General features: G+C 71.5%; 24 protein-coding genes, 1 tRNA gene and 2 pseudogenes. 12 read left to right on the forward strand and 15 right to left on the reverse strand.

The features are described 5' to 3' along the window. Nucleotides 1-46 precede the first annotated feature (46 nt). Both CRP49_RS39785 and CRP49_RS39790 read right to left on the reverse strand, forming a co-directional pair. Nucleotides 47-1354 (reverse strand): sugar ABC transporter substrate-binding protein, encoded by a 1308-nt coding sequence (locus CRP49_RS39785; RefSeq protein WP_097258248.1) that lies wholly within the window; start codon nucleotides 1352-1354, stop codon nucleotides 47-49. Between the two features lie 156 nt (nucleotides 1355-1510). Then, a complete protein-coding gene (locus tag CRP49_RS39790) occupies nucleotides 1511-2611 on the reverse strand; it encodes a substrate-binding domain-containing protein (RefSeq protein WP_097258249.1) in 1101 nt (366 codons plus the stop codon). 186 nt (nucleotides 2612-2797) lie between these two features. On the opposite strand from CRP49_RS39790, the gene CRP49_RS39795 reads away from it, so the two are divergent. The 3 genes from CRP49_RS39795 to CRP49_RS39805 all read left to right on the forward strand — a co-directional run bounded on the left by CRP49_RS39795 (nucleotide 2798) and on the right by CRP49_RS39805 (nucleotide 4661). Beyond that, nucleotides 2798-3604, forward strand: a complete 807-nt coding sequence (locus CRP49_RS39795) for a TetR family transcriptional regulator (protein ID WP_097258250.1) — start codon at nucleotides 2798-2800, stop codon at nucleotides 3602-3604. 164 nt (nucleotides 3605-3768) lie between these two features. Then, nucleotides 3769-4188, forward strand: a complete 420-nt coding sequence (locus tag CRP49_RS39800) for a Zn-ribbon domain-containing OB-fold protein (RefSeq protein ID WP_097258251.1) — start codon at nucleotides 3769-3771, stop codon at nucleotides 4186-4188. Nucleotides 4189-4328: 140 nt separating this feature from the next. Then, the gene (locus CRP49_RS39805) at nucleotides 4329-4661 is read left to right on the forward strand and encodes a DUF4440 domain-containing protein (protein ID WP_257033877.1); all 333 of its coding nucleotides are present in this window, start codon (nucleotides 4329-4331) and stop codon (nucleotides 4659-4661) included. 108 nt (nucleotides 4662-4769) lie between these two features. On the opposite strand, the pseudogene CRP49_RS39810 reads toward CRP49_RS39805, so the two are convergent. After that, nucleotides 4770-5069: pseudogene (locus CRP49_RS39810) on the reverse strand (serine hydrolase domain-containing protein); the annotation flags it as partial. A 198-nt stretch (nucleotides 5070-5267) separates the two neighbouring features. Here CRP49_RS39810 and CRP49_RS39815 point away from each other — a divergent pair. Next, nucleotides 5268-8033: a hypothetical protein gene (locus CRP49_RS39815; protein WP_097258254.1), complete on the forward strand. Its 2766-nt coding sequence runs from the start codon at nucleotides 5268-5270 to the stop codon at nucleotides 8031-8033. A 54-nt stretch (nucleotides 8034-8087) separates the two neighbouring features. Here CRP49_RS39815 and CRP49_RS39820 read toward each other — a convergent pair whose 3' ends face one another. Together CRP49_RS39820 and CRP49_RS39825 are read right to left on the reverse strand one after the other, a co-directional pair. Then, complete coding sequence (locus tag CRP49_RS39820; RefSeq protein ID WP_097258255.1) at nucleotides 8088-8474, reverse strand: PPOX class F420-dependent oxidoreductase; 387 nt, start codon at nucleotides 8472-8474, stop codon at nucleotides 8088-8090. 32 nt (nucleotides 8475-8506) lie between these two features. Next, the gene (locus CRP49_RS39825) at nucleotides 8507-9685 is read right to left on the reverse strand and encodes a MalY/PatB family protein (RefSeq protein WP_097259285.1); all 1179 of its coding nucleotides are present in this window, start codon (nucleotides 9683-9685) and stop codon (nucleotides 8507-8509) included. On the opposite strand from CRP49_RS39825, the gene CRP49_RS46640 reads away from it, so the two are divergent. Beyond that, on the forward strand, nucleotides 9684-9893 hold the full coding sequence (locus CRP49_RS46640) for a hypothetical protein (RefSeq protein WP_143670095.1): 210 nt from the start codon (nucleotides 9684-9686) through the stop codon (nucleotides 9891-9893). The genes CRP49_RS39825 and CRP49_RS46640 overlap by 2 nt on opposite strands. Then, nucleotides 9887-9950: transfer RNA gene (locus CRP49_RS47310), tRNA-Ser, on the forward strand. Before CRP49_RS46640 ends, CRP49_RS47310 begins: the two co-directional genes overlap by 7 nt. A gap of 133 nt (nucleotides 9951-10083) precedes the next feature. Here CRP49_RS47310 and CRP49_RS47565 read toward each other — a convergent pair. Further along, nucleotides 10084-10329: pseudogene (locus CRP49_RS47565) on the reverse strand (biotin/lipoyl-containing protein); the annotation flags it as partial. Nucleotides 10330-10499: 170 nt separating this feature from the next. Here CRP49_RS47565 and CRP49_RS47570 point away from each other — a divergent pair. From CRP49_RS47570 to CRP49_RS39845, 4 genes are all read left to right on the forward strand, one after another. Then, complete coding sequence (locus CRP49_RS47570; RefSeq protein WP_181926094.1) at nucleotides 10500-10637, forward strand: hypothetical protein; 138 nt, start codon at nucleotides 10500-10502, stop codon at nucleotides 10635-10637. A 170-nt stretch (nucleotides 10638-10807) separates the two neighbouring features. After that, the gene (locus CRP49_RS39835; RefSeq protein ID WP_097258256.1) at nucleotides 10808-11755 is read left to right on the forward strand and encodes an N-acetyltransferase; all 948 of its coding nucleotides are present in this window, start codon (nucleotides 10808-10810) and stop codon (nucleotides 11753-11755) included. Nucleotides 11756-11873: 118 nt separating this feature from the next. Further along, nucleotides 11874-12704, forward strand: a complete 831-nt coding sequence (locus tag CRP49_RS39840) for an SAM-dependent methyltransferase (RefSeq protein ID WP_097258257.1) — start codon at nucleotides 11874-11876, stop codon at nucleotides 12702-12704. Nucleotides 12705-12862: 158 nt separating this feature from the next. Continuing rightward, entirely contained in the window at nucleotides 12863-14248 is a 1386-nt protein-coding gene (locus CRP49_RS39845) for a S1 family peptidase (protein WP_097258258.1), read from the forward strand. A 10-nt stretch (nucleotides 14249-14258) separates the two neighbouring features. Here CRP49_RS39845 and CRP49_RS47315 read toward each other — a convergent pair whose 3' ends face one another. Both CRP49_RS47315 and CRP49_RS39855 read right to left on the reverse strand, forming a co-directional pair. Then, a complete protein-coding gene (locus tag CRP49_RS47315; protein WP_101375428.1) occupies nucleotides 14259-14444 on the reverse strand; it encodes a hypothetical protein in 186 nt (61 codons plus the stop codon). A 99-nt stretch (nucleotides 14445-14543) separates the two neighbouring features. After that, the gene (locus tag CRP49_RS39855; RefSeq protein ID WP_097258259.1) at nucleotides 14544-15692 is read right to left on the reverse strand and encodes an ROK family transcriptional regulator; all 1149 of its coding nucleotides are present in this window, start codon (nucleotides 15690-15692) and stop codon (nucleotides 14544-14546) included. A 139-nt stretch (nucleotides 15693-15831) separates the two neighbouring features. On the opposite strand from CRP49_RS39855, the gene CRP49_RS39860 reads away from it, so the two are divergent. After that, nucleotides 15832-17034 (forward strand): Gfo/Idh/MocA family protein, encoded by a 1203-nt coding sequence (locus tag CRP49_RS39860; protein ID WP_097258260.1) that lies wholly within the window; start codon nucleotides 15832-15834, stop codon nucleotides 17032-17034. Between the two features lie 27 nt (nucleotides 17035-17061). Here CRP49_RS39860 and CRP49_RS39865 read toward each other — a convergent pair whose 3' ends face one another. Both CRP49_RS39865 and CRP49_RS39870 read right to left on the reverse strand, forming a co-directional pair. After that, the gene (locus CRP49_RS39865; RefSeq protein ID WP_097258261.1) at nucleotides 17062-17757 is read right to left on the reverse strand and encodes a L,D-transpeptidase; all 696 of its coding nucleotides are present in this window, start codon (nucleotides 17755-17757) and stop codon (nucleotides 17062-17064) included. 165 nt (nucleotides 17758-17922) lie between these two features. Beyond that, nucleotides 17923-19320 carry a PLP-dependent aminotransferase family protein gene (locus CRP49_RS39870; protein ID WP_143670096.1) on the reverse strand — a complete coding sequence of 466 codons (1398 nt, stop codon included), beginning with the start codon at nucleotides 19318-19320 and terminating at the stop codon, nucleotides 17923-17925. Nucleotides 19321-19382: 62 nt separating this feature from the next. Between CRP49_RS39870 and CRP49_RS39875 the strand changes: the two genes are divergently transcribed. Continuing rightward, on the forward strand, nucleotides 19383-20774 hold the full coding sequence (locus CRP49_RS39875) for a pyridoxal-dependent decarboxylase (protein ID WP_097258263.1): 1392 nt from the start codon (nucleotides 19383-19385) through the stop codon (nucleotides 20772-20774). Nucleotides 20775-20826: 52 nt separating this feature from the next. On the opposite strand, the gene CRP49_RS39880 is transcribed toward CRP49_RS39875, so the two are convergent. The 5 genes from CRP49_RS39880 to CRP49_RS39900 all read right to left on the reverse strand — a co-directional run bounded on the left by CRP49_RS39880 (nucleotide 20827) and on the right by CRP49_RS39900 (nucleotide 24558). Beyond that, nucleotides 20827-21741 (reverse strand): SDR family oxidoreductase, encoded by a 915-nt coding sequence (locus tag CRP49_RS39880; RefSeq protein ID WP_097258264.1) that lies wholly within the window; start codon nucleotides 21739-21741, stop codon nucleotides 20827-20829. A 115-nt stretch (nucleotides 21742-21856) separates the two neighbouring features. Then, entirely contained in the window at nucleotides 21857-22225 is a 369-nt protein-coding gene (locus tag CRP49_RS39885) for a DUF4180 domain-containing protein (RefSeq protein ID WP_097258265.1), read from the reverse strand. Between the two features lie 27 nt (nucleotides 22226-22252). After that, nucleotides 22253-22882: an MBL fold metallo-hydrolase gene (locus CRP49_RS39890; RefSeq protein WP_097258266.1), complete on the reverse strand. Its 630-nt coding sequence runs from the start codon at nucleotides 22880-22882 to the stop codon at nucleotides 22253-22255. Continuing rightward, complete coding sequence (locus tag CRP49_RS39895) at nucleotides 22882-23970, reverse strand: S-(hydroxymethyl)mycothiol dehydrogenase (protein WP_097258267.1); 1089 nt, start codon at nucleotides 23968-23970, stop codon at nucleotides 22882-22884. Before CRP49_RS39895 ends, CRP49_RS39890 begins: the two co-directional genes overlap by 1 nt. Nucleotides 23971-24252: 282 nt before the next feature. Next, a complete protein-coding gene (locus CRP49_RS39900; protein WP_097258268.1) occupies nucleotides 24253-24558 on the reverse strand; it encodes a hypothetical protein in 306 nt (101 codons plus the stop codon). Nucleotides 24559-24581 lie beyond the last annotated feature (23 nt).

The raw sequence follows: 24581 nt of genomic DNA on the forward strand, positions 1-24581 counted from the left end.
GCGCTGTGGTGAGCGCGCCGCACCCGCGCCCCCTCCCCTCGAGGGGCTACTCGGCGAGCTTGAGGCCGCGGGACTCTATGCCGGACTCGGCCTTGTGCTCGCCCGCCTCGACGCCCGCGGTGAAGCCGGACTTGGCGGTGGTGTCCTGGATGGCGGTGTAGACGTCCATCTGGTCGGGGCCCCAGGTCCAGCCGGGGACAATGGTGTCGGCCTGCTGGGAGGCGAGGGCGTAGAGGTCCCGGCCGTTGAAGTACGAGGTGTCGAACTTGGCCGCGGCGACCTTGCGCATGTCCGCGTTGGCGGGCAGCGCGCTGCTGGGCGAGGCGAGGTCGGCGAGCCGGGCCTCGACGCCGGCCTTGTCGGTGGTGAGCCAGGTGATGAACTCGGCGGCGGCCTGGGCGTGCTCGCTGCCCTTGAGGACGCCGTAGGAGGTGCCGCCGTAGTTGCCGACGGCCGGGGTGCCCCAGTTGGGCATGGGGGCGGCGGCCCACTTGCCCTTGAGGTCGGGCAGGGCGGTCTTCATCCCGCCGGCCGACCAGGAGGCGCCGAGGAAGGCGAGGGTGCTGCCCTGGGCGCGGGCCTTGGTCTCCTCGGGGCTGTAGCCGGTGAAGGTCTGCACGAGGCCGTCCTTGACCAGGCCGTCCCAGTAGGCGGCGACCTTCTTGGTGGCGGTGTCGTTCACGCCCGTCTTCCAGGCGTCGCCCTGGGTGCCGAACCACTTTCCGCCGGCCTGCCAGGCGAGCGCGGCCAGCAGGGCGGGGTCGTTCTTCGGGAAGGAGGCCAGGCGGACGTTCTTGTCCTGCTTCCTGACCTTCTCGGCGGCCGTCCTGAACTCGTCCCAGGTCTTGGGGACGGCGATGCCGTACTTCTTGAACAGGTCGGTGCGGTAGTAGAGGAGCTGCGGTGCCACGTCGTAGGGGACGGTCCAGGTGCGGCCACCGAAGGTGACCAGGGACTGCACGGGCTTCGGGAACTTCGTCTTGACCGTTTCACCGGCGTACTTGGTCAGATCGATCAGATTGCCCTGGCTGGCGAACTCGGGGACCATCTGGTACTCGATCGTGGCGACGTCGGGTGCGTTGCCCGCCAGCACGGCGTTGGCGAGCTTGCTGTAGCCCTCGGTGCCGCTGGGGATCTCGGTGAACCTGACCTTGATGTCCTTGTGCGTCCTGTTGAACGCGTCGACGGTCGACTTGGCGCCGAGCGTCCAGGTCCAGTAGTCGATGGTCACCGGCTTGCCGTCGGACGCGGCGCCGGTCGAACCGCCGCTGCCGCCGCAGGCGGTGACGAGCAGGCCCAGGGCGGCGACGGCGGCGGTTGCGGCGAAGCGGAACGATCGTGACGTACGCGTCATGGCACGGCTCCTACGAGACCTCGTACGGGAAGAGGCGGTCGCAGGACATCTTTTGTGCACAGCCGATCAACGTCAAGAGCGTTCGTGCAAGATAATCAAAACGATCGCCGTTCGATCACTTCGCTCGCGCGTGCCTCTCGTTGACGTCAGGAGGCGTCAGGAGGCGCTGCCGGCGGACGCCCCGCCCCCGCACGACGAGCGGATCCGCAGCTCCGGGAGCAGGTCGAGGTGTTGCCGAGGACTGGGCCGCTCTCCCGCGGCCCGCTCGGAGAGCCGGCGCAGCAGCAGCTTGGCGGCGAGTTCGCCCACCGCGTGCTTGGGCGGGGCGACGGCGGTCAGGGGCACGTCGGCGAGGCCGGCGACCTCGTCGTCGTAGGCGATGAGCGCGAGGTCGTCGGGCACCCGCACACCGCGCGACTGGAGCCGGGGCACGAGCACGATGGCGTCCTCGTCGCTGTGCACCAGAGCCCCGGTGACGCCGCGTACGACGACAGCCTCGACGAGGTAGTCGACGGAGGCGTCGTAGTCGCCGTGTTCCCGCACACTGGGGGCGCCTTCGTCGACGTCGATGCCGCGCGAGCGTACGGCCGCCTGGAAGCCGGCGCTGATCTGGACGGCATGCGGGCCCTCCTGGAGGACGGCCGTGATCCGGCGATGACCGAGGGCGGCGAGGTGGCCGACGGCGAGGGCGGCGCCGTGGGCGCGGTCGGTGCGGACCCGGTCGAGGTCGGCCGCGGGGTTGCCGGGCAGGGCGGAGCGCTCCACCAGGACGGTGGGCACCTCGCACTCCACGAGCCACTTCTCCTGCCCGTCCTCGGGGACGCCGCCGAACCAGCTGGGCGCCACGAGCAGGCCCTGCGCACCGCCCGCGACCAGGTGGTCCGCCTGTACGGAGTCCTCGGTGTCGACGTAGCCGGAGACCCCGAGGACCAGCCGTCCGCCCTGGGCGCCGACGGCCTCACGGGCGCCGCGCACGATGTCGGCGAAGATGTAGTTCGTGGTCGGCACGATCATTCCGATCACGGCGCCCTCGGCGGACTCCTGCCGCCGCTCGGGGGTGGCGGCGGTGTCGCCCGGCCAGACCACCGCCCCGTGCAGTCGATGCACCCGGCCCTGGGCCGCCAGGGTCTCCACGTCGCGCCGCAAGGTGACCGCGGAGACGCCGAGTTCGGCCGCCAGTTCGGCGACGCGGAGGCTGCCCCGCTCCCGGACGAGTTCGAGCACCCGCTCGTGGCGCTGGTCGACGTGCAGTCGCATGGGGGTCCCCCTGGAACAGTGATCCCGAATTGCTTAACCCTACGCCCACAATCGTATCGATCGTTTCCAATCAATTCGATCGCGCCGATGTTCGGGGAGCGAACCCCAGAGCACTCAGTTCCCCCCTGACTCCCCTCCCGCTGCACTGAGTGTCATGAATCCGCGCCGGGTGCTACGTTCCCGTTCATGAGCTCCAGCAGCGCGGCGCCGGCCGCGAAGCCGCCGATGCGGAACGCCCTGGTCGCGGCGGCCTTCCAGCTCTTCCTGGAACGCGGGTACGAGCAGACCACCGTGGACGACATCGTGGCGCTGGCCGGGGTCGGCCGCCGCTCGTTCTTCCGCTACTTCCCCTCGAAGGAGGACGTGGTCTTCCCCGACCACGAGCGCTGCCTGGCCGACATGACCGCGTTCCTGGGTGCGAGCGACGAGAAGGACGAGCCGGTCCGGCGGGTGTGCGACGCGGCCCGGCTGGTGCTGCGGATGTACGCGGAGAACCCGTCCTTCTCCGTACAGCGCTACCGGCTCACCAAGAAGGTGCCGGGGCTGCGGGCCTACGAGCTGTCCGTGGTGTGGCGCTACGAGCGTGCGCTCGCCGAGTACCTGCGTGAGCGGTTCGCCGGGCGGCCCGACGGGACGCTGCACGCCGACGTGATCGCGGCCGCGGTCGTCGCCGCGCACAACAACGCCCTGCGCTCCTGGCTGCGTTCGGACGGCAAGGACGATGCGGGCACGGCGGTGGACCATGCCCTGGGGTACGTCCAGGCGGCGTTCGACCGCCGGCCGCATCCGCACCCCGCCCCGGCCGACGAGCCCGCCGCCGTCGCACGCCCCGAGGCCCCGCACGCCGAAGTCGCACGCCCCGAGGCCGCGCACCCCGAAGTCATGCGCTTCGACATCGACCACCCCGACGACGTGGTCGTCCTCGTCACCCGCCGGGACGCACCGCTGTGGCGAGTGGTGCAGGAGTTCGAGTCGGCCCTCGGTCGCGCCTGACCGCTCACGCACAAGGCCTCCCCAGATTTGGGGTACGGAGTGCCTTTACGAGTGACACTGAGTGCCATACTCTGTGGGCGTGCACGGTGGCACGGCAACCGGGCACACATGCGCGCGGTTCACTCCGAGCGCGGATTCCGGTCGAGGGCAGGGAGTTGACCAGCGTGTACCACCACTCAGCGAGCGCCTCGCACATGGCGGCAGGCTCCGCGGCGGCGGGTGTCCTCGACCCCGCCGCCGCGGACTCCAAGGACGCCATCGTCTTCCAGCGCTGCACCTGGTGCGGCACCGCGATGTACCACCGGCTGCTGTGTCCGGTGTGCCAGGGCAGCGAGCTGCGCACGGAGCGCAGCGAGGGCGCCGGGACGGTGCGCCACTCCACCGTGGTGCACCGCAACACACCCGCGGCACGCAACGTGTCGCTGATCGAGATGGCCGAGGGGTTCGTCGTACGGGGCCGGGTCATGGGGCCGCCCGTCGGCATCCACAGCGGGGACCGGGTACGGCTGTCCACGGCCAAGGACCCGGTCCGGGGCGAGCCGGTCTTCCAGCTGATCGACGAGCCGTACCGGGCCTGGACCTGAGGGCACCTCGGCCGCGGTCCCGCGGACTGCGCGAAGATGCCTCCATGACCAAGGCATCGACATCGACATCTGAATCCGCTTCGGAATCCGCATCGGAATCGGAGCAGGTGAGTGCGGCGATCGCGGGTGAGCTGGCGCTCATGGACCCCCGGGTGCGCTCCTCGCGGGACCTGGCCCGGCAGTGGCTCGACCCGGAGTACGTCGAGGTCGGCGCCTCGGGCAGGCGGTGGACCCTGCGGGACATCCTGGCCGCGCTGCCGGACATGGCGGGCAGCGCGGACGAGGGCCCCCGTTACGAGCCCTCGGAGATGACAGGGGTCCTCCTGGCTCCGGGTCTGGTGCATCTGACGTACGAGACCGTGCTCGACGGGCGTCACGCGCGCCGCAGTTCGCTGTGGCGTCGACGGGACGAGCAGACGGGCTGGCGGATGTACTACCACCAGGCCACCCCGGTGCCGCCCGCGGCCGACTAGGCCGTTTCTTTCAGAGCATCGGATCCCTCAGGAAACGAGAATGGCGACGACCCGGTTGGTCATGTCTTCCTGCGCGTTCAAGGCCATCTCGGGTGGCGAACATGCGGGTGTGCCGGTCAGCCCGAGGGGACGCAGGATCCGGGAGGCGATCGCGTCGCCGTAGCGCTGCCCTGTCAGTTTCTCGACGAGCAGGGCGAGGAGCACGTAGTTGATGCCCCGGTATTCCTGCTTTGTCCCCGGAGTGAACTTGAGGGGGTCACCTGTCACGGTGCCGACCAGGGCCCGCGGTCTCCAGTGGTCGAAGCGGTGACGCAGGACCGCTTCCGGTGTGCTGAGGTCCGGCAGGCCCCGGTGGTCGGGCAGGCCGCTGGTGTGGTCGAGCAGGTGTGACACCGCGATGGCGTCGAAGCCGCCCCCAAGTCAACGGCAGCGGCGTGGAGTTGCCGTACCACGGCCGAAAGGTGCCGTACGTGGGACCCTCGGCCGCGCGATGTGATCCAACACCTGCCCTTCACAGGCAACCCACAGTGTCTCCTTCCCGTCCTCCCGGGACGAGGGGCGCCCGGGACCGCCGGGACGCCCGATGACGGGGTCAGAGGAGGAACTGTGGTCCGTGCCCGGCGCATATGGGTCACCGCCACCGCGTTGCTCGCGGTGGCGGGCGCGTCCCCAGGGGCGGCAGTCGCACAGGGTCAACCACCATCACAGTCAGGGGCGTTGACGGCCGCGGCCGACGGGACGCTGCCGCCGGGGTGGGGGATCACCGGCGGCGGGTCGGCGCAGCAGCAGCTGGTGTGGCGGTCGGACCGGCCGGTGCCCATGGGCGACGCGCGCGTCGAATTCCGGTCGGGCGGGCGGCTGTTGGGGATACCGCAGCCGGCCAAGGACGGTCGCACCTTCCGTCTGCGGCTCGACGGGCAGCACTCCGGCGACCTGCGCGGGCTGCAAGTCTGGTCCGGCGGAAAGCGATTGGACGCCAAGGGCGCCGTGCCGACCGGGTCGGCGGTCCAGCCGCCGGCGCCGCTGCCGGCCAACTCGGTGGACCCGGGCAAGCCCGGTCCGTACAGCACCAAGACCGGTGAGTACAAACTCAAGTCGGTCCGCCTGCCGGGCTTCTCGGCGCCGGTGGAGATGCGCGCGGTGGTCGTCGCCCCGACCGGCGCCCATGGCCCGCGCCCGCTCGCGCTGTTCCTGCACGGCCGCCACTTCACGTGCTACAAGGGCCACGACATCACCGGTGACTGGCCCTGCGCGGCCGGGACGAAGGCGGTGCCGAGCCACCGCGGTTACCTGCGCGACCAGAAGCTGCTGGCCTCCCAGGGCTATGACACCGTGTCGATCTCAGCTAACGGCATCAACGGCCAGGACTGGAACGCCGAGGACGGTGGCGCGCAGGCGCGTTCCTCCCTGGTGCGGCTGCACCTGGCCCAGTGGGCCGACTGGACCGCGCACCCCGAGACCGCCCCGGCGGTCGTACGGGACGCGCCCCGCGCCGACCTGTCGCGCGTCCTGCTGGTCGGGCACTCGCGCGGCGGCGAGGGTGTCGACCGGGCCGCGATGGACAGCCTGTACCCGCCGCCGGCCGCCCAGGACGGCTACCACGGAGCGGTGCGCTGGACCATCCGCGGTCTGGTCCTCATCGGCCCCACCGTCTTCGGCCAGAACCCGGTGCCCGACGTGCCGTCCGTGTCGATCCTGCCGGGCTGCGACGGTGACGTCTCCGACCTCCAGGGCGAGATGTACGTCGACGGCACGCGCGCGGTGAGCCGCGGTGCCGCACTGCACAGCGCGGTGTACGTCATCGGCGCCAACCACAACTTCTTCAACTCCGAGTGGACGCCTGGGCAGGCCGCCGCGCCCGCCCAGGACGACTTCTCGGACGATCCGCAGCACCCCGACCCGGTGTGCGCCAAGCGTGCCGCCACCCGGTTGACCGCCACCCAGCAGCACCGGGCGGGCTCGACTTACATCGCGGCCGCCGCGCGGCTGTTCCTCGCCGGTGACGACAAGGTACGGCCGCTGCTGGACGGTTCCGGCAAGCGGGCGCCGTCGGCGGACCCGGCGCGCGTGCTCAGCCATGCGGTGGGCGGCCGCCGAGACGCCGGGTTCCTGCCGGACGGCGGGGTGTCCGTGACCGGCGCCAAGCTGTGCGCGGCGGTGGACCCCGCCCCGGCCAAGGCCTGCCTGGGCCAGGGTGCCAAGGGGATCTCGCCGCACTTCGCCCAGTGGGAGACCGACCGCGAGGCCGGCCGGCACGCGATCGCGCTGCACTGGACCCACGCCGGCACCCCGGCACGGGTGCGGGTGAAGGACCCGGTCTCGCTGGCCGGTGACAAGGCGCTGGCGCTGCGGCTGTTCGTGCCCCCGAACTCCCGTGGCACCCGCCTGGACGTGTCCGTCACCGACGCCTCCGGCCGCAAGGCGGTCCTCGGCAAGGTGAAGGTCGACGGGCTGCCCGGCAGCGCGGCCACCGCCTCCTACTGGGCGCGTGAGATCCGGGTGCCGCTGACGGCGGCCACCCGCGCCGGGCTCGACCTGCACCGGATCAAGTCCCTTGAGCTGACCCCGCGTTCGGGCTCCGGCCGGGCCTGGCTGATGGACGCGTGGGGCTGGCGGGCCGGTCTGCCGGCCGTGAAGGCGGCCGAACTGCCGCGCGTGGACGTCGGCCGTATGACCGTGGACGAGGGCGACTCCGGCACCCGCACCTACCGGGTTCCGGTCGAGGTGTCGGGGCAGGGCAGCGGACAGGTCCGGGTGTACGTGTTCGACCCGGCCACCGGCAAGGTCACGAACCGGCTGGTCACCGTGCACCCCGGCGGTCACGACATCGACGTGCCGGTCGAGGTGAAGGGCAACACGCGCTACGGCCAGGACGTGTCGTACGACATCCTCGTCAAGGCGGTCCACGGCGCGGTCGTCGGCTCGTACCGGGGCGGGATCACCGTGCACGACGACGACCCCGCGCCCAAGATGACCGTCACCCCGGTCGCCGACAAGGTGACCGAGGGGCAGGCCCTGAAGTGGCGGGTGTCGCTGTCCGAGGCCGTCGACCTGGACATGAGCGCGTTCTTCCTCGCCGTGCCGCCCACCGGGACCGAGCTGTCCACCAAGGACGTGTCCGCGCGCTGGCTGCGGGATACGACCGGTGCCTCGCCGGACCCGGAGCGGCCCCTGTCCAAGGTGGCCGGCGGTCTCTACCTGTGGGTGGACGTCCCGGCGGGCAAGACCAGTACGGACATCACCATTCCCACGGTCAAGGACCGGGTGCGGGAGTCCGCTGAGTCGGTGCTGTTCCAGCAGATCGACGAGCAGACCGGCAAACCGCTGCCCGGCGGGCTGGAGTTGAACGGCACGGTGCTCGACGCGTCGTAGCCGCCTGAGGCCCTCGTCGTAGCCGCCTGGAGCCCTGAGGAAGCAGCGGCCTCCTCAGGGCTTCAGCGTCACCCGGATCCCGACCGTGCCCTCCAGGCCGCGCCGCAGCCGGCTGCCCAGCAGGGTGAGACGGCCGACGATGCCGTACTTGCGGGCGACGAGGGTGCGGTAGCGGGCGGTGGTGGCCGGGTCGGCGATCTCGGCGGTGGCCGGGAGCTGGTCGCCGGTGGGGTTGCCGCGCAGGTCGCAGGGTCCGACGAGGACGTCGGCGCGCCGGCGGATCCGCTTGACCTTCCAGCTGTCGGCGGCCGTCCACGCTCCCAGGGCGTCCCCGTCCCGGACCACCCACACCGGGGTCGCGACGGGGGTGCCGTCCTTGCGGTAGCTGGTGACCAGCAGGTACTTGCCGGAGCCGAGCCGGTCCAGCCGCGTGTCGTCCATTCCGGCAGTCTAAGAGGCCGCGCGCCCCTGGTTCAGCCCAGGGCCGCCGCCATGCGCCGTACCCCCTCCGTGAGGATCTCCGGTGAGGTCGCCAGGTTCAGACGCACGTGCCCGGCGCCGCCGGTGCCGAAGAGCACGCCGGAGCTGAGGGCGACCCGGCCCCGGTCGAGGAACACCTCGGCGGGGTCGTCGCCGAGCCCGAGGGCACGGCAGTCGAGCCAGGCCAGGTAGGTGGACTCGGCGGGACAGGGGCGGACCGCCGGCAGGTGCTCGGCGAGCAGGGCGGTGAGCAGGCGCCGGTTGGCGTCGAGGCCGGTCAGCAGGGCGTCCAGCCAGCCGGTGCCGTCGTTCAGGGCGGCCGTGTGGGCGATGACCCCGAGGTGGCTGGGTCCGTGGCTCACCTCCTCGGGCAGCCGGGCGAGGTCGGCGACGGCCCCGGGTCCGGCGAGGGCGAGCGCGGCCTTGAGCCCGGCGAGGTTCCAGCCCTTGGACGCCGACATCAGCGACAGGCCGCGCTCGGCACCGGGCACGCTCAGGTACGGCACGAAGGTGACGCCGGGGGCGACGAGCGGGGCGTGGATCTCGTCGGCGACGACCCGGACGCCGTACCGCTCGGCGAGGTCGGCCACGGCGGCCAGTTCGGCGGCGGTGTGCACGGTGCCGGTGGGGTTGTGCGGGCTGCACAGCAGGAAGGCGGCCCGGCCGCCGCCCGCGGTCGCCTCGCGGAACGTCTCCGCCAGCAGATCGAGGTCGATGCGCAGGTCGGCGCCGAGCCGGGCCTCGACCACGCGGCGGTCCATGTGGGTCACGAACTGGTAGAACGGCGGATACACCGGCGCGTTCACGATCACCGGATCCCCGGGGCCGGTGACCAGTTTGAGCATTTCGACCACACCGAGCATCACGTCCGGAACGATCGCCGTGCGCTCAACGGCGATCCCGTGCCAGTCCCAGCGCTTGGCGGCGAACGCGGCCAGGGCCTCGGCGTAGGCGGTGCCCGCGGGGTAGCCGGTGTCCCCGAGGGCGAGCGCATCGGTGACGGCGCGGACGACCGGCTCGGCGAGGGGTACGTCCATCTCGGCGACCCACAGCGGCAGCACGTCCTCGGGGTAGGTGCGCCACTTCATGCTCATACGACATCGCAGCCGCTCCAGGCCGAGGACGCGCAGCGGGTCGGGTTCGCCGGGTGTGTCGTGCGGGATGCTGGTCATGGGGCTCAAGATAGGTGGCTGTGGTGTGACCGGATACGGGGCGAGCCGGGCGGGCGGGGCCGCGGAGGGCCGCTTCCTGGAGGTCGCCTGCCACGAGTCGGGCATGTGCTCAAGTCTGCCGACCGCGATGACCCGCTTGCGTGGAGCCACGGGCTCGACCGTGGACGGAGGACCCGGGGCCGTCGCCGACAGCACGTCCTCGGGGTAGGTGCGCCACTTCATGCTCGTAACGACATCCACGCAGGTTCGAATCCTGCCCTCTCCGCCGAATGGCCCGTCCGGCCGGGGGTTCGGTCGCCCCGGCCGCCGGAGCCTGGGGCTGAACGACGAGGTGGGTTGCCGCCCACGGGCGGCTGCTGGCCCCGCGGTCCGATCAGGGACACCGACGGCGCGCCGACCGGGACCGTCCTGGTGACTTCGGCATGCAGCTCCGTGATGCGTCCTTGGTACGGCGAGGGCAGTTCCACGGTCGATTTGACCATCTCGACCACCACCACCGGCTGGTCGATCTCGACCACATCGCCGACCTCGACCAGCCACTCGATGATCTCCGCCGAAACCAGGCCTTCGCCGAGGTCCGGCAGGACGAACACGCACTCGGCCGTGTCCTGCGTCGCCGTCTCAGCTGTCTCTCGTGTCGTCATCGGTGCGCTCACGCAATCCCTGAAGGTGGCCGCGACGGCGTCCAGGACCCTGGTGACGGTCGGCAGGTAGAACCGCTCCAGTTGGGGAGGCGGGCAGGGGACGTCAAGGCCGGTGACGCGCCGCGGCGAGCACGACGTCGACAGGGGCGCTGGACAACCTGACGCCACCGATGATCGCCGGTGTGTGCGTGGCCGGAGCCGGTTCGCTCGTCGTGGCCACGATCCTTCCCCGCGGCCGCGTGCAGGCAACGGCCCCAGCCGAGGCCGAGCAGCACGCCGAGACACCGCTCGTCGCCGACCAGGCTTGAGGCTCGGCCTCGCGAAACCGCACCATGACCCCCGCCGCGATCGTCGCCTGCGCGGAACGGAGGACGGGAGCATGATGCGCTTCGGGCGTTGCGCCTCTGGCCGGCTGTGATCCTCGCCCCTGGAAAAAAGGGGTCGATGGCTGCGCGGAGCCCTGGCACAGTGGCCAACCATGGAGGACTCCCAGACCGTGACTGCTGCGGACCTGCAGCTCATGCAGGGCCTGGCGCAGCGGGTCACTGCCGTCCGTCCCGACCTGGTGAACAGTGGCGCCTCGATCGGAGAGCTGGCCTGGACCTGGGGCAAAGGGCACGTGAGCGACGGCGGGAGCTGGCTGCGCCGGCTGTGGTTCTCCGGTGACGCTCCGGTCTCCTGGGGCTGGGTCTGTCTGCCACACCGGGTCAGGCGGAGCGACGGTTCGGTGAAGGACATCACCAGCGCCTCTCTGACCTATCAAGTCCATCCCGGCCACGGCGAGCTGACGGACGAGGTGATCGACTGGTACGCCAGTGTCACGGTCGGCATCGAGCGCACCGTGGTACCCAGCGCCGTCGATGAGTTCGCCCTGAAGCGATGGGCGGCGCACGGCTACCGGACCGATCCCGCCTCGCTCGGCGACACCGGTTCCTGGACACAACTCAACGAGCGGAACCTCGATGACGTGGAACAGCCGGCGGTGCCGGACGGATTCCGGTTCCGCACCGCCGACGAGGCCGGGCCGCGGGCCGCGGTCCAGGCCCACGTGGACGCCTGGGCTCCGTCGACGTACACAGCCGAAGGCTACGAAGGCGTCCGGCAGACACCGCCGTACCGCAGCGACCTGCACGTCCTCGTCGAAGCACCGGACGGAACCATGGCCGCATCAACGATCATGTGGCTCGATGCGGCGAACGGAACCGCCCAATTCGAGCCGGTCGGCACCCATCCCCGCTACCGACGCCGCGGGCTGGGCAGAGCGATGCTGCTGCACGGCATGCACCTCGCCCGGCAAGCCGGAGCCAGGCACATGACCGTCGCCTGCCTCGGCGCACCAGGACATCCCGGAGCACGCGGTCTGTACTACAGCGTCGGATTCCGAAAGTTCACACGAGACGCACCGCTCATCAAAACCCAGGGCTAGAGCATGCTTCACAAGTACTCAACGGAAAGCCCCGGACGTGCGGCACAGATCAACTCGGGCGTCTAGATTGCGTCTTGAATGGCGCACCTCTCATCAGGCATCCAGGAGCTGAACCCACGTGACCGACAACCCGGCAGCCACCAACGACGTGGCCGTGTCGCTGCGCGCCCGTATCAACACCAGCCAGCCGCACACGGCCCGGATCTGGAACTACTGGCTCGGCGGCAAGGACAACTACGAGGTCGACCGCGCGGCCGGCGACCAGATCCGCCAACTGCACCCGGGTATCGGGGAGTACGCGCGCGCCGACCGGCTGTTCCTGGGCCGGGCGGTACGTCACCTGGTCGACGAGGTGGGCATCCGGCAGTTCCTGGACATCGGCACCGGGCTGCCCACGGCCGATAACACGCACGAGGTCGCCCAGCGCATCGCGCCGGACGCGCGGATCGTGTACGTCGACAACGACCCGCTCGTCCTCGCGCACGCCCGCGCCCTGCTCACCAGCACGCCCGAGGGCCGTACCGACTACCTGGACGAGGACCTGCGCAACGTCGACGCGATCCTCGAACACGCGGCGAAGACACTGGACTTCAGCAAGCCGGTGGCGCTGATACTGCTCGGCGTGGTCATCTTCATCGGCGAGGACGAGGACCCGTACGGCCTGGTACGGCAGTTGACGGACCGGCTGCCGTCGGGTAGCCACCTTGTGCTGTCGCACACCATCACCAGCCCGTCGATGCCCGACGTGGACGAGGCGGTCAAGTTCTGGAACGAGCACGGCACTCCGAAGCTGACCCAGCGCACGCCCGAGGACGTCACCCGGTTCTTCGACGGTCTCGAGCTGCTGGAGCCGGGCGTGGTGTCCTGCTCGCGCTGGCGCCCCGAGGGCACCGACGGCACCGAGCCGGAGGAGGTCGCCATGTTCGGCGGGGTGGCGCGCAAGGCCTGACGGGGCGCGGGAGCCGGCGGCGGAGACGAGTCGAGAAGATCACCGCCGCCGGTGAACGCCGCCGGGCCGGGCCACGTACTCAGGGTCGGGCGCTCGACGACCGGAGGGCCCCGCGGTGCCGGCACGGGCATCGCGCGTTCGGGGTTCGGGAGCCATGCATGAGGCACGCACGACGACGGGTCGTCCGGCGAGTGACACGGCTGGCGGCGGTCGGCGGACTGCTCCTGGGAGGTGCGATGGTCGCGCAGGCGGCCATGGCGAGCGAGACTCCCCCGGCGTCCGCCAGGCCGTTCAGTTCGGCCGGGACGGCCGGTGACACGGGCGCCGCGCTGGTGGCGAAGCTCGGCACGGCACGGACGGCGGGCAGCTGGATCGGCGGTGACGGGCGTCCGGTCGTGGCGGTGACCGACGCGCGGGCGGCGCAGACGGTGCGGCAGGCCGGGGCCGAGGCGAAGGTCGTGTCGCACAGCATGAACGAGCTGAAGTCGGCCACCGCCACCCTGCGTTCGGCGCCCCGGGTGGCGGGCACCGCCTGGTCGGTGGACTACCGGACCAACCGGGTCGTGGTGCAGGCCGACCGTACGGTGTCGGCGGCCGACTGGTCCCGGATGACCCAAGTCGCCGCGAGGATCGGCGGTTTCGTGCAGATGGAACGTACGAAGGGCACGTTCACCACGCGGTTGAACGGGGCGCAGCCGATCCTGTCGACGGGCGGCCGCTGCTCGGCGGGCTTCAACGTCACCAACGGGGGAAGCGACTTCATCCTGACCGCCGGCCACTGCGGGCCCGCCGGATCGATCTGGTTCGCCGACAACCAGGGCAACCAGCAGCTGGGCAAGACGGTCAGCAGCAATTTCCCCGGCAACGACTTCTCACTCGTCCAGTACAACTCCGGCAAGGCCGGTGACGGTGCCGACGTGGTCGCGGTCGGTGGCGGCAAGGGGGTGCGGATCACCGGTGCGGCCGATCCGGCGGTCGGGCAGCGGGTGTTCCGCAGCGGCAGCACCAGCGGGCTGCACGACGGCCAGGTGACCGGGCTGAACGCGACCGTGAACTATCCCGAGGGCACGGTCACCGGACTCATCGAGACCAACGTGTGCGCCGAACCGGGCGACAGCGGAGGCCCGCTGTTCTCCGAGGGCGTCGCGCTGGGCGTCACCTCGGGCGGCAACGGGGACTGCACCACGGGCGGGACGACGTTCTTCCAGCCGATCACCAAGGCGATGGCGGCGCTGAACGTCCGGCTCATCGTGTCGGCGCAGAACGCGGGCGCCGCACAGGGCGCGTCCGCCTCCCCCGCACCGTCCGGCGCGGCCACGCAGGGCGCCGTCGCGCCGAGCGCGGCCTCGCCCGGTTCCACGGCGCCGGTCACGGGCGCCGCACAGGGCGAGACGCTGCTGGCGCAGCTCACGGACACCCGGAACGTCGGTCCGGGGCTGCTGGTCATCGCGGGGAGTCTGATCGCGCTGGTCGCGACCCGCTACATCCGGGCCGAGCAGGACCGCAAGGCGTACCAGCGGTACTACTCGGCGACGTGGGGCTGACGAGAGAGGTTCAGGCCGCCTGGTGCGGCTGCGGGGCCGCTGCGGCCCACTCCATCACGAGGCGCTGGTACTCCGCGCGCTGCTCGGTGGTCAGTGTCCCGCCCGACCGGCGCCACAGGGCCCTGATCTCCTCGTTGACCTCGTCGGCCGATCGCTCGGAGACGGCTTCAACAGTGGTGGACATGCTGTGAAGCATATGCCGACGGAGGTGAAGGCGCTGTGAGTAAGTACGCCTGATCCGGACATTTCGGACCGTGTTACTCATCACGTCAATCTGTCAAGTGCGAGCGGGAGTTCATGCCCGGTCCGCGCCGAGCACGAGGACCTGGATCGCCAACACGGCCGCTCCGCGCGCCCAGTCGTGGAAGTCGGAGACCTTGGTCTCCAGGCCGACCGGAGGGGCCAGCGGGTGCCGGTGGGTGGCGATGGTCTCCCGCACCGTGTCCCCCGCCACATCCATGAGGCCCACGCCTTCCCCGGCGAGCAGGATCTTCTGCGGCATCGCGAAGTTGGCGATCTGCGCGACCAGCGTGCCCAGGGCCCGGGCGGCCTCGTCGATCACCCGGGAGGCCATGGGCTCGCCCGCTGCGGCACCGGCGAGGATCTCCTCGTAGGTGGCGTCCCGGCCGGTGGCGGCGCGGATCTGGTAGCGGATGCTGGGGATGGCGAGCAGGGACACGGCGCTGCCGCGCTCGCCGTTCGGGGTGAGCGGGCCGTGGGGGTTGATGATCAGGTGCCGGCCGAAGCCGCGGTCCTCCGCGGCGTAGGGCACCCGCCTGCCGCCGAGGACGAGCCCGTAGCCGATACCCGCGCCGATGGTCAGTACGACGAAGCGGTCGAGGCCGCGTCCGGCGCCGAACCAGGTCTCGGCCTCGACCAGGGCGGCCACGTCGTTCTCGACGACCACGGGCAGCCCGGTGCGCTCCCGGACCAGCTCGGCGAGCGGAACGTCCCGCCACTGCAGGAAGGGTGACTCGCCGACCACGGCACGCTCCCGCACCAGTCCGCCCACGCCGATGCCGATGCCCGCGAGGGCGGGGTGGCGTGCGGCCAGTTCGGCGGTCATCTGCGCGAGCAGGTCGGCCACGGCCGCGGGGTCGTGGCCGGTCAGCGGCCGGTCGAGGCGGGCGACGACATCACTGCGGAGCGTGGTGACGACGCCGTAGACCATGTCGTCGGTGATCTTGAAGCCGAGGAAGGCGCGGGACTCGGCGACGATGTCGAGCGGCTGCGAGGGCCGGCCCTGGCGCACCTCCGCCGGGGCGCCCGCCTCGGGCACCTCCACCAGCAGACCGGACTCGATCAGCGGCTTGGTCAGCCGGGTGAGGCTGCCCTGCGAGAGGTCCAGCCGGCGGGCCAGCTCGGTGCGGGACAGCGGGCCGTGCACGAGGATCTCGATCGCCACGGAGCGTTCCCCTGGGCTCAGCGGCAGCCAGCTGCTCATGAAGGCCGACCCCTCCGTTTCTTTTGAGATGGAAGCAACAGTCTCACTCTACTGGGACTCCACCGACATCAAACCTCGCATGCGAAAGCTTCGAGCGCCCCCTTGACGGTCTAATTCTTCTGAAGCAAAAGTAATCCGCATGACATTCTCCCTCGGCATCGTCGGTGCCGGCCAGTTCTCCGGTCAGTTCGCCGCACTGTTCCAGGCTCATCCCGGCGTGAGTGAAGTCCACATCACCGACCTGCTGCCCGAGCGGGCCGAGCGGCTCGCCGCCACACAGGGGCTCGCGGGCACGTTCCCGTCGTACGAGGCCATGCTGGAGTCGCCGGCGATCGACGCGGTCGCGATCTTCACCCAGCGCTGGACGCACGGCCCGCTGGTCCTGCAGGGCCTGAACGCGGGCAAGCACGTGTACTCGGCGGTGCCGATGGCGATCACCACCGACGAGATAGCCGCGATCATCGACGCGGCCCGGGCGACCGGGCTGACGTACATGATGGGCGAGACCAGCCAGTACAACCCGGCGACCGTGCACGCCCGCAACCAGATCGCCGAGGGCGCCTTCGGCCGGCTGTTCTACGCCGAGGGCGACTACGTCCACGACATGGACCTCGGCTTCTACGAGGCCTACCAGTACAGCGGCGGCGAGAACTGGAAGGCGACCGCCAGCTATCCCCCGCTGCTGTACCCGACGCACTCGGTGGGCGGGGTGCTCGGGGCCTGGCGGACGCACGCGGTGAGCGTCTCGGCGATCGGTGTGCATGACGATCGCGGTGACGGCGTTTTCGATCGTTCGGTCAGCCAGTTCGACAACGACGTGTCCAACGCGACCGCACTGTTCGAAGTGGTGGGTGGCGGCTCGTTCCGTACGAACGAGTTCCGGCGGGTCGGCTACCCCTCGCACATCCGCGAGTCCCGCTTCCGGTTCTTCGGGACGGAGGCGAGCATGGAGCAGCTGGCGACGGTGGCGCTGTGGCAGGACAAGAACGGCGTGAAGGACATCAGCGAACTGCTGGAGCCCAAGCCGACCCTGTCGCCCGACGATCCGTCGCTGCGGCACATCGCGCCGGAGCTGCGGGCCGCCTTCACCTCCGGGTCGGCGCCGGTGCACGACCGCGCCCGGCTGCCGCGGGAGTTCGACCAGCTGCACAACGGACACGAGGGCAGCCACCACTTCCTGGTGGACGACTTCGTCACCGCGGTCAACACCCGGACTCTGCCGTCGGTGAACGCGTGGGTGGCCGCCCGCTACACCCTGCCGGGCATCATCGCGCACGAGTCCGCGCGGCAGGGCGGGGTCCGGCTGCAGATCCCCGACTTCGGGGACGCGCCGGAGAACTGAGCCCGGTGGCCGGGCGCCTTGACCGGCTCAGGTGCCCGGCTTGCGGCCGTACACGAAGACGTCGTCGCCCGTCTTCAGCAGCGACCAGTACTTCTTGGCGTCCTTCGTGGTCATGTTGACGCAGCCGTGGGAGCCCGGCGGGTTCCACATGCTGAGGTTGACGGAGTGGAAGGCCTGGCCGCCGTCGAAGAACTGGCTGTAGGGCATCGGCACGTTGTAGACGGTCGAGACGTGGTCGATGTCCCGCCAGTAGATCTTCTTCAGACCGGTGCGGGTCTCGTACCCGTCACGGCCGGTGCGCACCGGTACGGGCCCGTAGACGAGCTTGTCGCCGTCCTGGATCCAGCTCAGCTGGAGCGAGAGGTTCACGCAGGCGATACGGCCCTTGTTCACCGGACACTTGCCGTCCTTGTTCGGGTCGTTCCCGACGGCCTTCTGCTTGTTCATCAGGTCCATCACGCCCCAGGTGACGGGCCCGGCGTAGCCGACGGCGGGCGTGATGCCGTGCTTGTTCTGGAAGGCCTGGATGGCCTTGCAGTCGGCGGACGACTGCTTTCCGTCGACCGGTCGGCCGAGGAACTTCTCCACCTGCTTCTGGTACGGCCCCGCCTGCGTGGTGCAGCTCGCGGCCTGGGCCGGCGCCGCGGTGAAGGCGAGCGTGAGCGGCGCCACGAGTGCGGTGACGCCGAGCGCGACGACACCTCGTCTGCGTATGTCCCCCATGTCGGCCTCTTCCCCTTCTCCCCTTTTGCTCCCAGGGCCTCCCCCGGGTGGTTCCCTTCGCGATTCCCGCGCTCTCGGCCTACTAGACCTGCCGCCCGGCTCGACGGTTGTAGTTCCGGCCACGCTGTGACGAAACGGTGAACTTCGCCGCCGCGCGGAGGCCGGTCAGGCGGTTTCGGGGCTCCCCGAGCACGCGCGCAACAGCCCCACCGCCCGCGTCAGCGTCTCCGGCGTCGCCGTGAACGGCAGGCGCAGGTGCCGGGTGAGGGTGGTGCGGTCGGCGGCGAAGCGCGGGCCGGGGGTCACCGCGAGTCCGCGCGCGGCGGCGCGGGCCGCGAGGTCGGTGGCGCTCATGCCCTCGCCGAGGCGCAGCCACAGGGTCAGGCCGCCCTTCGGGACGGTGTACGTCCATCCGGTCGGGGCGAGCAGGGCGACCAGGTGGTCGCGCTGGGCGCGCAGCCGGGCGCGGCGGTCGGCCAGGAGGTCCGGGAGCGGTGCGCCGAGGAGTTCGGCGGCGATGAGCTGTTCCAGCGGGGGCGGGGAGAGCTGCGCCTGGAGCGGGTTCAGCCGCAGCTGTCGTACGAGGTCCGCGCTCGCCCTGATCCAGCCGACCCTCAGGCCGCTCCACAGGGTCTTGCTCGCCGAGCCGATCTGGATCACCCGGGCTCCGGCGAGGTGGGGTTCGGTGCCGGGCGGCCTCCTCAGGTCCAGGTCGCGCATCGTCTCGTCGGCGAGGACGGTCAGCCCGTGCCGGTCGGCGAGAGAGGCGATCGTACGGCGCGTCGATGCGTCCATGTGGGCGCCGGTCGGGTTGTGGAAGTCGGGCATCAGGTACGCGAGTCGGGGACTGTGCCGGCGTACGGCGTCCGTGAGGCGGTCGGTGTCCCAGCCGTCGGGTGCCGTGACGGGGACGGCCAGGAGGCGGGTGCGCCGGGCGCGCAGGACGGCGAGGGCGCCCGGGTAGCTGGGGTTCTCCACGACGACGGGTGACCGGCGGTCGGTGTGGAGGTGGTCCAGGAGCAGGGTGAGGGCGGCCTGGGCGCCCGCGGTGACGAGGATCTGCTCGGGGCGGGTGGCGAGGCCGGCGCGGGTGTAGCGCTCGGCGAGCAGATCCCGCAGACGGGGCAGGCCCGCGCCGGTGACGCCGGAGTCGACGAGCAGGGCGGCGCTGCGCTCGGCGGCGCGGGCGAGGGCGGCGCGGAAGGCCTCGTGGGGTGCGGCGGTGACGGCGAGGGTGAGGTCGAGGTCGGCTTCGGGGGCGCCGCCCCGGTCCTGCGACCAGGGCGTGGTGCGCTCGGTGAGCCGGGCGGGCAGGCGGACGACGCTGCCGCTGCCGTGCCGGGTGGCGAGCCAGCCGTCGTCGCGGAGCAGGGTCAGCGCGGCCACCACAGTGCCGCGGCTGAGCTGCAGGACTCGGGCGAGTTCCCGCTCCGACGGCAGCCGGGAGCCGGCCGGGAGCCGCCCGTCGACGACCGCCTCGCGTACCGCCGTGGCGAGGGAGCGGGCGCGGGGGCCGGGCCGGGCACGCCAGTCACCGAGCGCGGCGACGAAACCTGTGTCCACTGGTCCAGTTTCCCTCAAGTGGACCAGTCGTACGAGCCCCCGCCGGGCCTACGCTGCGGCCCATGCACCGCACACTCGCCGACGATCTCTCCCGGCTTCCCGAACTCCTGCAGTCCGCCCGCGACTTCGCCGCCCGTGAGGTGGCGGGCCTGGCCGAGCGGCCGGTCGCCGCACCCGGGCGGCCTCCCGGGCGTGCGCCCCTGCCGGCCGAGGGCGCGGGCGGCGCGGGCGCCCTCGCGCGGTTCGCCGAGCGGTGGGCGCCCGGCTTCTCCGGCTCGGCCGGCCCCCGCTACCTGGGCTTCGTCACCGGCGGCGCGACCCCCGCGTCGGTCGCCGGGGACTGGCTGACGTCCGCGTTCGACCAGAACGTCTCCGGGGCGGGCGGATCCTGGGCGGCGGAGCTGGAGCGGGAGACCGTGGCGTGGCTGCGCGAGCTGTTCGGGCTGGGCGAGGCGCACAGCGGGGCGTTCGTGACCGGGGCGACGGTGTCCAACACGGTCGGCCTCGCGATCGCGCGCGAATGGCTCGGCGAGCGGCTCGGGGTGGACGTCTCCCGGGCGGGAGCCGCCGCGCTCGGCCCGGTCGACGTGCTCTCCGGCAGCCCGCACTCCAGCGTTGCCAAGGCCATGTCGGTGCTGGGCATCGGCCGGGACCGGCTGCGCCGGGTGCCGCTGCTGCCGGGCAACCGGGAGGCCGTGGACGTGGCCGCGCTGAAGTCGACACTGGCGGATCTCGGCGGTCGGCCCGCGATCGTCCTCGCGAACGCGGGCACGGTGAACACCGTCGACTTCGACGATCTGCGGGCGATCGCCGCGCTGAAGGAGCGCTACGACTTCTGGCTGCACGTGGACGCCGCGTTCGGTGGCTTCGCCGCCCTCTCCCCCGAGTACGCCGCTCTGGTCGACGGACTGGACGCGGCCGACTCGGTCTGTGTGGACCTGCACAAGTGGCTCAACGTGCCCTATGACGCGGCCGTCCAGTTCACCCGCCGCGGCGACCTCCAGGTGGCCGTGTTCCACAACGCCTCGCCGTACCTGGGCCTGCCCACCGGCGAACCCGACTTCCTGCACCTCACCCCGGAGAACTCCCGGCGGCTGCGCGCCCTGCCGGCCTGGTTCTCCCTGGTGGCCTACGGCCGGGCCGGGCACCGCGAGATCGTCGAGCGCAACGTGGCCCTCGCCCGCCGGCTGGGCGAGGGCGTCGACGCCCTCCCGGGCCTGCGCCTGCTGGCCCCGGTCCGGCTCAACGTCGTCTGCTTCACGCTCGCCGAGGAGGAGCCCACGCAGGAGCGGGTGGACGCGCTGGCGCGGGCGGTCGCCGAGTCCGGGGAGGCGTTCCTGACGCCGACCGTGTACGGCGGAGTGCCCGCCCTGCGGGCCGCGTTCAGCAACTGGCGCACCACCGAGGCCGATACCCGCCGGGTCCTGGACGTGCTCGCGACGGCTTCCGGCTGACGTCCCGCGAAGCGCTTGAGGTGGGGTGACCGTAGGGCCGCGGGGCCCGGTTTCACCGGTAACCGGTCACGTCCGCCGGCTTGCCCGCGTCCTGTACCTCGACCAGGTACCGCCAGGCGTCGGGACGGCTGCCGTCGAGGTCGGTGAACCCGTACTCCTGGGCGAGGCCGCCGCTGGACAGGGACTGCCCGTTGAAGCGGGCCACGTCGGGATCGCCGGCCAGCGCGGCGACGGCGCGGCCGACGAAGCGGGGGGTCTCGGAGATGGCGAAGTGCGGTTCGCGGTCGAGGGCGTCACGCCAGTTGTCCTCGCGCACGCCGAACGCGTCGAGCATGATCTCCGAGCGCAGCCAGCCGGGGGTCAGTGCGAGGGCGGTCGCGCCGCGTGGGCCGAGTTCGTGGCCGAGCGCGAAGGCCATGCGCAGCACGGAGGCCTTGGCGAGGTCGTAGAAGAGGTTCACGCGGTAGGTGTCGCGGTTGTAGGCGGCGGTGCCGTCCGTGACCTCCACGACCAGGCCGCCCGGGTGGCGCAGCAGGAGCGGCAGCGCGAAGTGGCTGGTGACGGCGTGCGTTTCGACGGCGAGCCGGAGCAGCCGGAGCCCGTTGTCGAGGTCGTGCTCCCACACCGGGGTGTCCCACTCGAAGAGTTTCTCGCCGCCCCAGATGTCGTTCACCAAGACGTCCAGGCGGCCCTGTTCGTCCGCGACGCGGTCCACGAGGGCCCGTACCGCGGGCCTGTCCAGGTGATCGACGGGGACGGCGATGCCGTGTCCGCCCGCCGCCGAGACGAGGTCCGCGGTGTCCTCGATGGTCTCGGGGCGGTCGTACTCGGAGCGGTGGGCGCGGGTGCTGCGTCCGGTGACGTAGACGGTGGCACCGGCCGCGCCCAGTTCCACGGCGATGCCCCGCCCCGCGCCCCGGGTCGCCCCGGCGACCAGCGCTACCTTGCCTTCCAGCGGCCCTGCCATGTCCGACCTCCCGTGCGGTACGACTCTCATCGTCGTCCACTCTCACGGGAAAGCCGGACATCTCCTGTCGCCTTTTCTTGTCGCCTCTTCTTGGCGCCGTTTCTCGTCGCCTTTCTCAGCGGCGCAGGCGGTCGTCCAAGTCCTGGTAGCCGGTGAGGAACCAGAGCTGGCCGCCCTGGTTCGACTCGTGCACGAAGTCCCGCAGCGCGTCGCTCGCCTCGACATGGGCCGAGATGTCACCGACGACGGCGAGCCGCAGCCGGTAGGTCACGAACTTCTGCACGACCGCACCGGCGACGCCCGACCGCAGCCGGAAGAACTCGTCCGCGACGCGCTCCACCGGCACCACCACCAGTTCCGCGCCCTGCCCCATCGCGTCACCGATCAGATCGAGGGCCGCGCGCTCGCTGTCGAGGGCGGGGCCTTCGGGGGCACAGCGCAGAACGGGCACGTCGTGGAGTGTTTCGAGCGTGTTGGTGGTCATGGCGTGATCGTACGGCCGGGCCCCGGGTCAGTGCCCGCGTTTGATCCACTCGTCCAGGTGGGGCAGTTCGGCGCCGATGGTGGTGGCGTCGCCGTGTCCGGTGAGGACCTTGGTCTCCGGCGGGAGGGTGAGGAGCCGGTCGCGGATGGACTCGATGATCGTCGGGAAGTGGGAGTACGAGCGTCCCGTGGCACCGGGGCCGCCCAGGAAGAGGGTGTCGCCGGTGAAGACGACGCCGAGGCCGGGGTCGTACAGGCAGACGGCACCGAGGGAGTGGCCCGGGGTGTGCAGGACGGTCAGGTCGGCGCCGGCGGCCTCGATGACCTGGCCGTCGGCGAGGTGGCGGTCTGGTTCGCGGTCGGGGTGCGTGAGCTTCCACAGCGGCAGGTCGTCCGGGTGGAGCCAGATGGTGGCGCCGGTGAGGTCGGCGAGGGCGGGGGCCGCGTCGATGTGGTCGTTGTGGGCGTGGGTGCACACGATGGCGGTCAGCCGGCGGTCGTCCACCGCGTCGGCGATGGCCTCGGCGTCGTGGGCGGCGTCGATGACGATCACTTCGCGTTCGTCGCCGACGATCCACACGTTGTTCTCGACGTCCCAGGTGCCGCCGTCGAGGGTGAACTGGCCGGAGGTGACGAGGCGTTCGATGCGTGTGGTCATCACAGCACCACCACCGAGCGCAGCACGTCGCCCTGGTGCATCCGCTCGAACGCCTTCTCCACCTCGTCCAGTTGGATGGTCTCGGTGACGAACGCGTCCAGCGGCAGGCGGCCCTGGAGGTGGAGGTCGATCAGCATCGGGAAGTCCCGGGAGGGCAGGCAGTCGCCGTACCAGCTGGACTTGAGCGCGCCGCCGCGTCCGAAGACGTCCAGCAGCGGCAGGTCGAGCTTCATCTCGGGGGTGGGGACGCCGACGAGGACGACGGTGCCGGCCAGGTCGCGGGCGTAGAAGGCCTGCTTGTACGTCTCCGGGCGGCCGACCGCCTCGATCACGACGTCGGCGCCGAAGCCGCCGGTCAGCTCGCGGATCGCCTCGACCGGGTCGGTCTCCTTGGAGTTGACGGTGTGGGTGGCGCCCAGCGTGCGCGCCTTCTCCAGCTTGCGGTCGTCGATGTCCACGGCGATGATCCGCGCCGCGCCGGCGAGGTTCGATCCGGCGATGGCCGCGTCACCGACGCCGCCGCAGCCGATGACGGCGACAGAGTCGCCACGGCCGACGCTCCCGGTGTTGATGGCGGCGCCGATGCCGGCCATCACCCCGCAGCCGAGCAGCCCGGCCACGGCCGGGGAGACCGCCGGGTCGACCTTGGTGCACTGCCCGGCCGCCACCAGCGTCTTCTCGGCGAAGGCGCCGATGCCGAGCGCCGGGGAGAGTTCCTGCCCGGTGGCGGCGAGGGTCATCTTCTGCTTCGCGTTGTGGGTGTTGAAGCAGTACCAGGGGCGGCCGCGCAGACAGGCTCGGCAATTGCCGCACACGGCACGCCAGTTGAGGATCACGAAGTCGCCGGGGGCCACATCGGTGACCCCGTCGCCGACCGACTCCACGATGCCGGCGGCCTCGTGGCCGAGCAGGAAGGGGAACTCGTCCGAGATTCCGCCCTGTTTGTAGTGCAGATCGGTGTGACAGACGCCGCAGGCCTGGACGCGTACGACGGCTTCGCCGGGCCCCGGGTCCGGGACCACGATCGTCTCGACCCGTACGGGCTCGTCCTTCCCCGGTGCGATCACGCCGCGTACTTCCTGCGCCATGGCCTTGGCCCCTTTTCCTCGATGTGCCTTCGGAGCCGACCCTACGCGCGAGGGCCCGGTGGCGGCATCGGCCACGACGACGAGAGTGGATCTTTCGGCCGTCGTCCGGTGGTCCGGGCAGTCAGCGGTGAAGGGCCGTCCGGGGGCGGGCAGCGCCGAAGGGTGGTCCCGGGCGGGCAGCGGCGAAGGGCCGTCCGGGGCGGGCGGCAGTGAAGGACCACATCGGGCGGGCAGCAGTGAAGGGCCGTCCCGGGCGGGACGGCCCTCGGGTCCGTGGGCGGCTCAGGCCTCCACGGCGGGCAGCAGGCCGGTCACGGGGGCGACGAGGTCGGTGAGCTGGTGCAGTTCGTTCAGCCGCTGCAGTCCGTTGACCTGGTTCAGCGGGCGAAGCTGGTCCGAGACCCGCGGCATCCGAGACTGGTGCTGTGCCGGGATGTCGCTGACGGCGAGCGAGTCCAGTGTGGTCATCGGGTTGATCTGCCCGGTGTGCGGTGCGCCCGCGTCGGCCGCGTTCGCCAGCGGTGCGGCGAGACCCGTGACACCGACGGCCAGACCGACGGCGGCGACGATACGTCGTGTTGAGATCATGCCTTCAGCAACGGCGACGCGCC

Source organism: Streptomyces sp. Ag109_G2-15, assembly GCF_900215565.1.
Lineage (GTDB): Bacteria > Actinomycetota > Actinomycetes > Streptomycetales > Streptomycetaceae > Streptomyces > Streptomyces diastatochromogenes.

Excerpts from the sequence above, each read along its gene's own strand:
- CRP49_RS39890 (WP_097258266.1), bottom strand. The coding sequence starts at position 22,882 with ATGACCACACGCATCGAACGCCTCGTCACCTCCGGCCAGTTCACCCTC.
- CRP49_RS39805 (WP_257033877.1), top strand. The coding sequence starts at position 4,329 with ATGGACCCCCGGGTGCGCTCCTCGCGGGACCTGGCCCGGCAGTGGCTC.
- CRP49_RS39875 (WP_097258263.1), top strand. The coding sequence starts at position 19,383 with ATGCACCGCACACTCGCCGACGATCTCTCCCGGCTTCCCGAACTCCTG.
- CRP49_RS39885 (WP_097258265.1), bottom strand. The coding sequence starts at position 22,225 with ATGACCACCAACACGCTCGAAACACTCCACGACGTGCCCGTTCTGCGC.
- CRP49_RS39855 (WP_097258259.1), bottom strand. The coding sequence starts at position 15,692 with ATGAGCAGCTGGCTGCCGCTGAGCCCAGGGGAACGCTCCGTGGCGATC.
- CRP49_RS39895 (WP_097258267.1), bottom strand. The coding sequence starts at position 23,970 with ATGGCGCAGGAAGTACGCGGCGTGATCGCACCGGGGAAGGACGAGCCC.
- CRP49_RS39900 (WP_097258268.1), bottom strand. The coding sequence starts at position 24,558 with ATGATCTCAACACGACGTATCGTCGCCGCCGTCGGTCTGGCCGTCGGT.
- CRP49_RS39825 (WP_097259285.1), bottom strand. The coding sequence starts at position 9,685 with ATGACCAGCATCCCGCACGACACACCCGGCGAACCCGACCCGCTGCGC.
- CRP49_RS39860 (WP_097258260.1), top strand. The coding sequence starts at position 15,832 with ATGACATTCTCCCTCGGCATCGTCGGTGCCGGCCAGTTCTCCGGTCAG.
- CRP49_RS46640 (WP_143670095.1), top strand. The coding sequence starts at position 9,684 with ATGGGGCTCAAGATAGGTGGCTGTGGTGTGACCGGATACGGGGCGAGC.
- CRP49_RS39785 (WP_097258248.1), bottom strand. The coding sequence starts at position 1,354 with ATGACGCGTACGTCACGATCGTTCCGCTTCGCCGCAACCGCCGCCGTC.
- CRP49_RS39880 (WP_097258264.1), bottom strand. The coding sequence starts at position 21,741 with ATGGCAGGGCCGCTGGAAGGCAAGGTAGCGCTGGTCGCCGGGGCGACC.
- CRP49_RS39845 (WP_097258258.1), top strand. The coding sequence starts at position 12,863 with ATGAGGCACGCACGACGACGGGTCGTCCGGCGAGTGACACGGCTGGCG.
- CRP49_RS39865 (WP_097258261.1), bottom strand. The coding sequence starts at position 17,757 with ATGGGGGACATACGCAGACGAGGTGTCGTCGCGCTCGGCGTCACCGCA.
- CRP49_RS39795 (WP_097258250.1), top strand. The coding sequence starts at position 2,798 with ATGAGCTCCAGCAGCGCGGCGCCGGCCGCGAAGCCGCCGATGCGGAAC.
- CRP49_RS39820 (WP_097258255.1), bottom strand. The coding sequence starts at position 8,474 with ATGGACGACACGCGGCTGGACCGGCTCGGCTCCGGCAAGTACCTGCTG.
- CRP49_RS47570 (WP_181926094.1), top strand. The coding sequence starts at position 10,500 with ATGATCGCCGGTGTGTGCGTGGCCGGAGCCGGTTCGCTCGTCGTGGCC.
- CRP49_RS47315 (WP_101375428.1), bottom strand. The coding sequence starts at position 14,444 with ATGCTTCACAGCATGTCCACCACTGTTGAAGCCGTCTCCGAGCGATCG.
- CRP49_RS39835 (WP_097258256.1), top strand. The coding sequence starts at position 10,808 with ATGGAGGACTCCCAGACCGTGACTGCTGCGGACCTGCAGCTCATGCAG.
- CRP49_RS39790 (WP_097258249.1), bottom strand. The coding sequence starts at position 2,611 with ATGCGACTGCACGTCGACCAGCGCCACGAGCGGGTGCTCGAACTCGTC.